This window comes from Massilia sp. Root133, from assembly GCF_001426525.1.
Lineage (GTDB): Bacteria > Pseudomonadota > Gammaproteobacteria > Burkholderiales > Burkholderiaceae_D > Telluria > Telluria orientalis.
Window position 1 is genome coordinate 112,953 of sequence record NZ_LMEW01000031.1, and the last position, 10,685, is coordinate 123,637.

7 protein-coding genes are annotated in these 10,685 nt (G+C 65.6%); 2 read left to right on the forward strand and 5 right to left on the reverse strand.

The window, feature by feature from the left end:
• Positions 1–171: 171 nt before the first annotated feature.
• The 4 genes from ASD28_RS18595 to ASD28_RS18610 all read right to left on the reverse strand — a co-directional run bounded on the left by ASD28_RS18595 (position 172) and on the right by ASD28_RS18610 (position 6,428).
• Positions 172–1,098: a hypothetical protein gene (locus ASD28_RS18595; protein ID WP_056131369.1), complete on the reverse strand. Its 927-nt coding sequence runs from the start codon at positions 1,096–1,098 to the stop codon at positions 172–174.
• A 133-nt stretch (positions 1,099–1,231) separates the two neighbouring features.
• Entirely contained in the window at positions 1,232–2,254 is a 1,023-nt protein-coding gene (locus ASD28_RS18600) for a diguanylate cyclase domain-containing protein (RefSeq protein WP_056131373.1), read from the reverse strand.
• 158 nt (positions 2,255–2,412) lie between these two features.
• Positions 2,413–5,457: an ATP-binding protein gene (locus tag ASD28_RS18605; protein ID WP_229412136.1), complete on the reverse strand. Its 3,045-nt coding sequence runs from the start codon at positions 5,455–5,457 to the stop codon at positions 2,413–2,415.
• 248 nt (positions 5,458–5,705) lie between these two features.
• Positions 5,706–6,428 (reverse strand): response regulator, encoded by a 723-nt coding sequence (locus ASD28_RS18610; RefSeq protein WP_229412135.1) that lies wholly within the window; start codon positions 6,426–6,428, stop codon positions 5,706–5,708.
• 717 nt (positions 6,429–7,145) lie between these two features.
• On the opposite strand from ASD28_RS18610, the gene ASD28_RS18615 reads away from it, so the two are divergent.
• On the forward strand, positions 7,146–7,730 hold the full coding sequence (locus ASD28_RS18615; RefSeq protein WP_056131384.1) for a YfiR family protein: 585 nt from the start codon (positions 7,146–7,148) through the stop codon (positions 7,728–7,730).
• On the forward strand, positions 7,730–9,619 hold the full coding sequence (locus tag ASD28_RS18620; protein WP_056131385.1) for an ATP-binding protein: 1,890 nt from the start codon (positions 7,730–7,732) through the stop codon (positions 9,617–9,619). Before ASD28_RS18615 ends, ASD28_RS18620 begins: the two co-directional genes overlap by 1 nt.
• A gap of 49 nt (positions 9,620–9,668) precedes the next feature.
• Here ASD28_RS18620 and ASD28_RS18625 read toward each other — a convergent pair whose 3' ends face one another.
• Complete coding sequence (locus ASD28_RS18625) at positions 9,669–10,220, reverse strand: FxDxF family PEP-CTERM protein (protein ID WP_056131389.1); 552 nt, start codon at positions 10,218–10,220, stop codon at positions 9,669–9,671.
• Between the last annotated feature and the right edge of the window lie 465 nt (positions 10,221–10,685).

Here is a 10,685-nt window from a genome sequence, read left to right on the forward strand (position 1 = left end):
GGTATTTGCCTGTGCCGACCGACTGTTGCATAGTGACGGGTTGGCGTTCACGATCGTATTTGCGGATTCCAGAGAGAGGACGGCGGCGAAGGCCGGCGCCGGGCATCCTGTGGCATGCCCGGCGTATGATTCAAGCAACGTTTCCCCTGTTGTTAATGGCCAACACCAACGCTAGTTCTGCAGGTCCGGCGGGATGTCGTAGCTGAATGTCCTGGTGTCGAACATCAGCTTCCAGGTTTGTGCTTCCACCGGCTTGTCGTCCAGTGTGCCGCCCGCCGTCACCGTGATCGGCACGGGGATATTGCCGTTGACGGTGGCCGTGCGATAGGTCCAGCGGCGCTTGTCGCAGCGGGCCGGCGGTATGCCCCCGTCGTCGCCATCCTCCGTGTTCGCGATCTGCGCCAGCCAGGCGTCGTACGCGGCCTTCGCGTCCTCGCAGGACCCCTCCGGTTTCGCGTCGCGTGCGGCGAGGAATTCTCCCAGCACGGCGATCTGGCCGTCGTGCGGTGCCAGCACCGTATTCATGGTCGTGACGGCTTCGCTGTCCGGCTCGGCGTCCCAACGCGTCTTGACGACCCAGCCCCACAGGTTGTCGCTGAGGGCTTCGAAGCGGACCTGTTCAGGCTTGACCGGGGCGTTGGAGAGGAAGCGGACCTGCGTATTTTCCTGGGCCAGGCCGCCGTCCTTGCCGTCCGGGTGAACGTAAAACACGCCATAGACCGCCTGGCCGTCGCCGTTCACGGCGGCCCCGCTGGCGACGAAATACAGCTCGTCGCCAGCCGCCCCGTCGGGAATCTTCGCCTGCTGCACCACGCGCATCAGATACGTCACGCTGTCTTCGCCCACGTACAGCCACCCCTTTTTCGCGGCGGAGTATTTGCCGTAGGTCTGGCCCATCACGTCGTCGATGACGGCGGCTTCGTCGATCGTGACGCGTTTGCGCGCATCGTGCGCGTGCAGCCAGTAAGCAAGCGCGATCAGGGCCAGGGCGAGCGCGCCGACCGTGGCCAGCACATACAGCACCAGGCGGCTCCAGCGGCGGGACGGCCGGGCAGGGTGGACGGGCGTGGCGGTAGCCGGTTCCTTCAGGTCTTCCATGAGATCCTCAAAAGTAAAAAATCGAAAATGCTAAATTGCAATTGTGAAATTTTACATTAGAGGTGGGGAATGTTGTAAAGAGAAAAACAAAATGCCCGCGCAAGGCGGGCATTCGAGATGGAGACGGCGACGGTCAGCGATGCTGCGCCAGCTCCGGCGATGGCGCGACGGCCGGCGTGGCGGGCGGCGGCATGGTCGGCTTGACGGCCAGCGCGGCCTGGCGCGCGGCGCTGCCGTTGGCGCAAAAGCGGTTCTTGCCGGCGCGCTTCGCTTCGTACAGCGCGTAGTCGGCGATGCTGATCAGGTCGACGACGTTTTCCGCGTCGTCCGGATACAGGCTGATGCCGATACTCGTCGACAACTGCAGGGTCAGGTCGTTGATGAAGAACGGTTCGGACAGCGCCTCGACGAGCTTGGCGGCCGGTCCCTGTGCATCGGCCAGGCTGTGCACGTCGGCCAGCAGGACGATGAATTCGTCGCCGCCCAGGCGCGCCACCGTGTCTTCCTTGCGCGAATTCGACAGCAGGCGTTGCGACACCATCTTGAGGATCTCGTCGCCGTAGGCGTGGCCGTATGTATCGTTGATCGCCTTGAAGCCGTCCAGGTCGAGGTACATCACCGCGGCCTTGTGGTGGTTGCGGTTGGCGTGCTGCAGGGCCGTTTCGATGCGGTCTTCCAGCAGGCGGCGGTTCGGCAGGCCGGTGAGGGCGTCGTGCAGCGCCAGTTCCTGCTGGGCGCGGCTGTACTGGGCCAGTTCCTTGTACAGCAGGCGCACTTCTAGCATGTTATGGATGCGCTTGTGCACTTCGAGCAGGTCGAACGGCTTGCTGATGAAATCGCGGGCGCCCGCTTCCAGCGCGGCGATCTTGAAGCTGGGCTGTGCCGTCAGGGCGAGCACGGGCAGGTAGCCGCCCTGTTCGATTTCCTTCAGGCCTTTCATGACCTGGAAACCGTTCAGGCCCGGCATTTGCAGGTCGAGCAGGATCAAGTCGTAGTTGTGTTCGCGATGCAGCGGGCACACCTGTTCCGGCAGCATCGTCGAACTGACGTCGGTGTAGCCTTCCTCGCGCAATATCTCTTCCATCAATTCGATATTGTCCGGGGAATCATCTACGACCAGGATCTTCGCGTTCAGGATGTCTTGTCGGCTGGGCATGCGTACTCTCGTCAAATCAAGGCCGGTATTATTTGTTCCTTAACTACTCATACCAGCTCTAGAACAACATTTCATAGTCTAGCAAAACGCCGAGAATTTCTTGTAGGACAGCGCCGCGTCCTTGGGTAGGAACATCTTTCGTATTCCTCGAGTCCCTATTAGCGTACGCCATTTCTGCCCGCCGTGGCTGCGTCGGCACGATTCACGAACGGGGACGAGGGGCCGACAACGGAAGCAACTGTTGCAATTAGTTCACTCGGTTCGACCGGTTTGGAGATATGCGCCGAAAATCCGGCCTCCAGCGCGCTCAGCCGGTCTTCCGAGCGGGCGAATGCCGTCAGGGCGATGGCCGGGACCTGGCTGCCTTCCTCGCGTCCCAGGTGGCGGACCCAGTCGAGCAGTTCGAAGCCGTCCACTTCCGGCATGCCCAGGTCGCTGATCAGGAGGTTCGGCACGCGTTCCTTGAACAGGGCGAACGCATCGCGCGCGCTGGCGGCGATGCGGACGGATGCGCCGCAATCGCTCAGGATCCGCTTGATCAGTTCGCGCGCATCGCGGTCGTCGTCGACCACCAGCACGTTGACGCCGGACAGGTCGAGCACCGTCATCTCCGGCGTGGCGGGCGTCGGCAGGATCATCGCGGCGCGTGCGCTGCGCGTCGCCGGCGGTTGCTGCTTGGCGAGCGGCAATTCGATGGTGAAGCTGGCGCCCTTGCCTTCGCCGGCGCTCTCGGCGCGGACGGTGCCGCCGTGCTGCTCGATCAGGTGTTTCACGATCGCGAGACCCAGGCCGAGGCCGCCGTGGCGGCGCGTCATCGATGCGTCCGCCTGGCGGAACCGTTCGAATACGTGGGTGATGAATTCCGGCCGGATGCCCGCGCCGTTGTCGCGCACGGTGATGGCGACGCTCGTATCGTTGCGGGCGAGTTCGATGCCGACCTGGCCATCGCGCGGCGTGAACTTGATCGCGTTCGACAGCAGGTTCCATACGACCTGCTGCAGGCGCGCCGGATCGCCCGCGACGAGGCCCGGGTCGGCCGCGTACTGCTTGTCGATGCGGATGTTTTTCGCATCGGCCGCTGGGCGCACCGTCTCGATGGCCGCGTCGATGAAGCTCGCCGGCGCCACGGCCTGCATGTCGAGCAGGACCTTGCCGGACGTGATGCGGCTCATGTCGAGCAGGTCTTCGATCAGCTGGGCCTGGGCGCGGGCGTTGCGCTCGATCGTCTGCAAGCCTTTCTGCAGGTCGTTCTGGTCGCGGCTGCCGCGCCGCAGCACCTGGGCCCAGCCGAGGATCGCCGACAGCGGCGTGCGCAGTTCGTGCGACAGCGTCGCCAGGAATTCGTCCTTCATCTGGCTCGTCCGTTCGGCCTCGGCGCGCGCCTGGCGCTCGCTTTCGAGCAGTACCTTGCGCTCCTCGGCCGCGCGCTGGGCGGCTTCGTATAGCCGCACGTTGTCGATGGCGACGGCGGCCTGGGCCGCGATGCCGCGCACGATGCGTTCCGTGCGTTCGCTGAACACGTCCGCTTCGGGGTGGCCGAAGAACATGGTGCCGAGCAATTCCCCGGAATGGCCGACGACGGGCACGGCGAGATAGCTGCGCACGGCCGGGTGGCCCGCAGGCAGGCCGAACGGGGGCGCGTCGCGCAGGCGTGCGTCGAGCGTGACGTCGCCGGAGCGGATCACGCCCGCCGGATGGTCCAGCAGGCCCGGGCCGAACAGGCCGGTGGGACCGGCCGCGCCGAACGCTTCGAATCCGACCGGGCTGCCGCCGGACACGGTGTACAGGGTGAACAGGTTGTTCGCATCGGGCTCGATGCCGTCGTTGCGTCCGTGGTACAGGAACGCACCCTGGCGCGCGCCGGCGATGCCCGTGGCGGCGTCCGTGGCGACTTGCAGCAGCGAGCGCAGGTCGCGCGTGGAAGCGAGCGCGCTGCCGGTGCTGTTGAGCAGTTCGAGCACGTGCGATTCGTCCCGTAGCGCCTGCTCGGCCCGCTTGACCTCGTCGACGTCCGTGTCCGTGCCGAACCAGCGCAAGACCTTGCCGTGGCGGTCGCGGACGGGATTCACCCGCGTGAGGAACCAGCGGTACTGGCCGTCCGCGCCACGGATCGGGTATTCCATTTCGAACGGATTGCCGCTCTTGATGCTGGCGCTCCAGCGCTCCAGGACGGCCGGCAGGACGGTCGGCTCGACGGCCGTCTGCCAACCCCAGCCCACGACCTGGTCCGGCGTCGTGCCGGTGTATTCGAACCAGCGTTCGTTGAACCAGACGATGGCGCCGTCGGCCTGCGCCATCCAGGCCAGCTGCGGGATCGTGTTGGCCAGCGCGCGCAATACCTCCTCGCTCTGGCGCAGGGCATCCGCGGCGCTGCGCCGGGCCGTGACGTCCTGCACCACGCCGGTCATGCCGAGCACGCCTTCGCGCCGCGCCTGGTCGGCGTAATCGGCGCGGCCCACGAGCGCCACCCAGCGCGGTTCGCCGCTCGGGCCCGGCAGGCGGCATTCCAGTTCGAGGTCGCTGTGGCCGGCAAAGGCTTGCAGCACGGCGCGGCGCACGCTTTCCCGGTCGCCCGGGTCGATGCGGGCGCGCAGTTCGCTCCACGCGAGCGGCTGCTCGGCCGGCAGGCCGAAGATGGCGGCCGCCCGTTCGCCCAGCATCACGCGGTCGCTGGCGGCGTCCCAGCGCCAGTCGCCCAGGCGGCCCGCGGCCAGCGCCACCTGCAGGCGGCTGTTGCCTTGCTGCAGGGCCTGCTGGTCGGCCTTGCGCCGGTTGATGTCCTGGAAGTACAGCGTCAGGCCGTCCGGCGACGGATGGGCGCGCACCTCGAACCAGCGTTTCAGCGCCGGCCAGAAGAATTCCTGGATCGCCGTCTCGCGGCTGACCATCGCGCGCCGGTAGACGGTTTCGAGCATGCTGCCGCGCAGTTCGGGGAACGAGGCCCACAGGTCGTGGCCGACCAGGCTGGGGCGGGTCTTTTGCAGGGGCGCGAGCATCTCCAGCGCGCGCCCGTTGATGTACATGATGCGCCATTGGTGGTCGACCGCGCAGAAGCCGTCGACCAGGCTCTCGAGCATGTTTTCCATGCGCGCGTTGGCCACGCGCAGCGCTTCGCGCGCTTCCTGCAGTTCGCGCGCGGTCGCGGCCGCGGCAGCAGCGGGCTGCGCGGAGGGATGCCGCAGCTCGTCGCGCTCGTTGCTCACCGTACGCCTCCCCGCGAGACCACCGCGGACGGCGCCGGGTCGAGCATGTCCGTCAGCTCGGAGGGGCGGGGTGCACTGCCGGTGGGCTCGAAATCAATCATCGCGTTGGGCTCTGCGCGCGCGACGGTGGTGCCGCGCAAAATGGACGGGTACAGCCGTCGCGGGCACGTCCGTCCACGGCGCGTAATGAGCCGTACACCGATTCTAGCCCAGCCCGGGCGCTTTGTTGCACACCTTTGGGCCATCGTTCAGGTGCGCACCGGCAGCGGATGCGCCACCTTGTCGAGCGCCTGCTGGAGCTGGTCCAGCTCGTAGGGCTTCTGCAGCGACAGGTAGGGGAATTCCACGTGGCGCAGCAGGGTGTCGCCATAGCCCGACGCGAAGATCACCCGCATCGACGGCGCCTGCGTCACGGCCTGGCGCGCCAGGTCGACGCCGGACATGCCGGGCAGGCTGACGTCCGTGAACAACACGTCGTATTGCCCGGCCGCCAGGCGCGCCAGCGCGTCGTTCGGATGGCCGACGCCGTCCGCCTCGTGGCCGAAGGCGCGCAGCATCTCGCACACGAGGTATTGCGAGTCGACGTTGTCTTCGACGACGAGGATGCGCATGGGACCGGCCGACTCGGCCGGCGCTTCCGTCACGGGCGCGGCGGGCGCCAGCGCGCACAGCACGCCCGCGACGGCGTCGCCGTCCGCCCGCACGGGCGTGAAATACAGGTCGTAATGGCCGCTGCCGCCCGCGCTGCCCGCGAACATGAGGTTGCGGTCCGGCGCGTACGCGGCCTCGCCGCTCCAGGCGCGCCGCAGCTCGTCGCCCGCCACCGCCAGCGGAGGCGGCATCACGGGCGGCACGCCGCCGCCGGGGGCCCGTCCGTACGCCGGCCCGGCCAGCGCGCCGTAGGCGTCGTTGAACAGCATCGTCATGTCGCGTCCCCACACGAGCAGCATGGGCAGGGGCGTGTTGAACATGACGTCGGCGGCCAGCCTCAGTGCCTGCGGCCATTGCTGCGGTTCGCCGAGCCGGGAAGCGGACCAGTCGTAGGAACTGGAAGAGTGTGCGGACCTGCCGGGATGGAGCATAGCGCGGTAAATATTGTTATCTAAACGAAAAGAGGTTGCATAGTACCCCAAATTGTAAGCAGGGGGCGACACGACTGCGCGTCCTGCGCAGAGTCGGAAAAGACGGCAACCGGGTCGTAAAACAACAACATTGTGCACTATTGATATTGCGCCACAGCATAGGTGGCACTGTGCGGGCGCCGGGGCAAAAAAAAGCCCGCTACGGGAGCGGGCTGAATCTATCCTTGGAGGAGAATAGAGGAGACAGGTTCATAATGCTGCATCGCAAAAAAGAAATCCAATTTAGATTTGTAATGTCGGCCATTGCTTTTATAAATGACACAGCCGTGCACGCTTCAATCGGGTCACTCTTGGTGCACCAAAGAAAATGTTCTACGATAGCAAAATGTTTAAAGACGCCTTGCTGTCGTTTTCGTATTTTCCAGTCGATCCATGCGTATGGACGCTGCCGCTGCGCGCCGCGTTGGCATGGTCGACCATACCCGGCTATCATGGACCGTCCATTTCCGGCCGTTCCGTAGGGCGCCGAAAGCCCGGGCGCTTCCTGCCACCGTCTCCAGTCCAGGGTTTGCCATCCGGCCGATGCATCGTCAACTGAAGCCATCCATGAATCGAGGCCTGCGGCGGTCCTTTGCCGGCTGGGCGCTGGCCTCGCTGGCCGTGCTGTGCGCAGGCGTCGGACTGATGCCGCCCGCGCGCGCGCAGAGCGCCGTGCCCGGCGTGCCGCTGGAGCGGCGCGTGAAGGCGGCTTTCCTGTACAAATTCCTCGGCTATACCGATTTTCCCGCGAGCGCGTTCGCCGACGCCACGGCGCCGCTGACGATCGGCGTGATCGGCGCCGACGACCTCGCCGTCGAGCTGGCGCGCGTGGTGGCCGGACGCACCGTCAACAACCGCATGATCGAAGTGCGCGAGCTGCGCGAAAGCGATGCGGCGGCCCGGGTGCACCTGCTGTTCGTGGGCGGGAGCGATCCGCAGCGGGTCGCGCGCATCGTGCACCAGGCGCTGGGCGCGATGCTCGTCGTGACCGAATGCGACAACGGCTTGCAGCTCGGTAGTGTGATCAATTTCCGCATCGTCGACGAACGGGTCCGCTTCGACGTCGCGCTGGATGCGGCGGAACGCAATGGCATCAAACTCAGTTCGCGCCTGCTGACGGTGGCGAACCGGGTGCAGAAAGGAGCGCAGTGATGGTAATGCGCGACGGCGGCACGGTCCGCGGCAAACTGATTCTGATGGCGGTATCGACGACGTTCGTCGCGTTACTGGCGGCTTCCGTCGCCATGTTGCTGTTCGACCTGCGCGCGTTCCAGCGCTACTGGACGGACGACCTGATGACGCAGGCCGACATCATGGCGCGTGTGACCGCTCCGGCCCTCACGTTCAACGACGAGGAGACGGCGCGCCAGAACCTGGCCGTCCTGCGCGTGCGCCCGCAGATCCTCGCCGCAGCGATCTACACGAGCGACGGCACGCGCTTCGCCACGTACGCGGCGGCCCCGAACCAGGCGATCCCGGCGCGCCCGGCGCCCTCCGGCTACCGCATCGAGGGCGGTGAAGTGGCGGTGTTCCGCAACATCGTGGAAAACGGCGAGATGGTCGGCACGGTGTACCTGCGCTCGCGCTACGGCCTGGTCGACCGCCTGTTCAGCTACGGCGCCATCCTCGGTGCCGTGATGCTGGGCGCGCTGTTGATCGCGGGCCTCGTCGCGTCGCGCCTGCAGGCCGCCATCACGCGGCCGCTCGCGGCCGTGACGAACGTCGCGCGCCAGGTGATGCAGCGGCGCGACTTCACCCTGCGCGTGCCGGGCAACGACAGCGGAGAAATCGGCGTGCTCGTGGCGGCCTTCAACGACATGCTGGCCGAGATCGGCCGCCGCTCGCACGCGCTGCAGGAAGCGAATGCGACCCTCGAACACGAGATGCAGGTGCGCGAGCGCGCGGAGGAGGCGCTGCGCCTCGCGGACCGCCGCAAGGACGAATTCCTCGCCACGCTGGCGCACGAGCTGAGGAACCCGCTGGCGCCGATCCGCACGGGCCTCGACATCCTGCGCCTGCGCAGCGGCGATGCGCAGGCGACCCAGCGCGCGACCGACATCATGGAGCGCCAGCTGCGCCAGATGGTGCGCCTCGTCGACGACCTGCTGGACGTCTCGCGCATCAATACCGGCAAATTCACCATTAAGAGCGGCCGCGTGGAGCTGAAGGCGGTCGTCAACGACGCGCTGGAAGTCGTGCGGCCGTACATCGAGCTGCATGGCCACGAGCTGACGATCGACCTGCCGGACCGTCCCGTGTTCCTGAACGGCGACGCGACCCGTCTCGCGCAAATCCTCTCGAACCTCTTGAATAACGCCGCCAAATACACGAATCGCGGCGGCCGCGTGGGCCTGAGGGCGACGGTGGACGACCGCACGCTGACGCTGGTCGTGTCCGATACGGGCATCGGCATCGCGCCGGACATGCTGGACACCGTGTTCGAGATGTTCGTGCAGGTCGATTCGACGCTGGAGCGTTCGGTGGCCGGCCTGGGCGTGGGGCTGTCGCTGGCGCGCAAGCTGGTCGAGCTGCACGGCGGCTCCATCGAGGCGCACAGCGCGGGCCTCGGCCATGGCAGCCAGTTCGTCGTGCGGCTGCCGATCGTCGTCGAGCCGGAACTCCCCGCGAAGCCGACGCCAATGTCGTTCATCAGCGCGGAAACGTACCGCATCCTGCTCGCCGACGATAACGTCGACTTCGTCAACAGCATCGGCGCACTGCTGACGGCGATGGGGCACAGCGTCGTCATCACGCACAATGGCGCGGATGCGCTGGCCGCGGCCAAGCGCTTCTGTCCGGATTACGCCTTCCTCGACATCGGCCTGCCGCAGATGTCTGGTTACGACCTGGCGCGGGGAATCCGCGACCTGTCGTGCTGCACGATGACCGTCATGGTCGCCGTCACGGGCTGGGGCCAGGAAAAGGACCGCCAACTGGCGTTCGAGGCCGGCTTCGACCACCATATGGTCAAGCCCGTGCGCTTCGAGCAGATCGAGGAAATCCTGGGGAACCGCAGCGTCATCAAGAAGCTGCGCACATAAAAAAAGCGGAAGCGCGTGCGCTTCCGCCCGACTCATGCGAAGGGGGCTATCAAGCCGGCTTGGCCTGCTTGCGGCGACGAGCCAGGAAGCCGAGGACGCCCAGGCCGGCCAGCATCATGCCGTAGGTTTCCGGTTCCGGCACCGGGGCAGCCAGGGACACCGCGCCGCCGAAGCTGGCGGCCTGGTCCGACACCAGGTTGCCGCTCACTTGCAGGTAGTAGTTGCCGGCAGTCAGGTTGTCGCTCGAGATCGTCCAGACGTCGATGTCGCCGGACTGCAGCGATTTGCCCGACGAGATCAGCGCGTTGCCGGTGGCGTTGTACAGGGACACGCCGGTGATGTCGAGACCGGTGTCGGCGCTGCGGCTCACCGACGAGATGATGGCGTCGAGGTTCCAGCCGGTGGTGCCTTCGACGGCGAAGGTGAAGCGGTCGGCAAAGGTATTGCCGTTGTTACCGGTTGCGAACGTGTCGCCGAAGAAGCCGGCGCCGTCGGTCAGGTCGAGGACCTGCGGGGTGTTGCCGACGGTGGCCGCCATGGCAGCGGTGGAAACGAACGACGCAGAAGCCAATACAACAGCAGCAATCAGTGATTTTTTCATTTCTTACCTCGCAAAGAAACAGCCGCGTCCTGCAGCTTGGTTTTCAAGAATCGGGGAAGTTCATCGTATCAAACCATCGATAAAAAGCACGGAAAATCACCGAAGTGTGCGCTACTTCGCGGAAAGATGCTGAACATAAATAGTTTCCGCCAGGATGCGGTTTTCACCCGCTTTTCATAGAGGAGTTGGTGTGTCTGGCATCAGTCATCGGCGGCGATCAGCCAAATTGCATAGTATTTGTAGGTTCACTCCTACGTAAAGACGCGAGAAAATCCGCCGCTGAGCTTTTTCTGTTTGCGGACAGGCATTGGGCGATCGTCAAGATCGCAGGGGATACGGCTAAAAGACCGGAGGAGGGGACGCGGCAATGAAAAAGGCCAGATCTTGCGATCTGGCCTTTCGTATAAGYTGGTGCGGCTGGCAGGAATCGAACCCACGACCCCTTGGTTCGTAGCCAAGTACTCT

Coding starts and splice junctions, on each gene's coding strand:
- ASD28_RS18600 (WP_056131373.1), bottom strand. CDS start 2,254: ATGCCCAGCCGACAAGACATCCTGAACGCGAAGATCCTGGTCGTAGAT.
- ASD28_RS18625 (WP_056131389.1), bottom strand. CDS start 10,220: ATGAAAAAATCACTGATTGCTGCTGTTGTATTGGCTTCTGCGTCGTTC.
- ASD28_RS18610 (WP_229412135.1), bottom strand. CDS start 6,428: ATGTTCAACACGCCCCTGCCCATGCTGCTCGTGTGGGGACGCGACATG.
- ASD28_RS18620 (WP_056131385.1), top strand. CDS start 7,730: ATGGTAATGCGCGACGGCGGCACGGTCCGCGGCAAACTGATTCTGATG.
- ASD28_RS18595 (WP_056131369.1), bottom strand. CDS start 1,098: ATGGAAGACCTGAAGGAACCGGCTACCGCCACGCCCGTCCACCCTGCC.
- ASD28_RS18615 (WP_056131384.1), top strand. CDS start 7,146: ATGAATCGAGGCCTGCGGCGGTCCTTTGCCGGCTGGGCGCTGGCCTCG.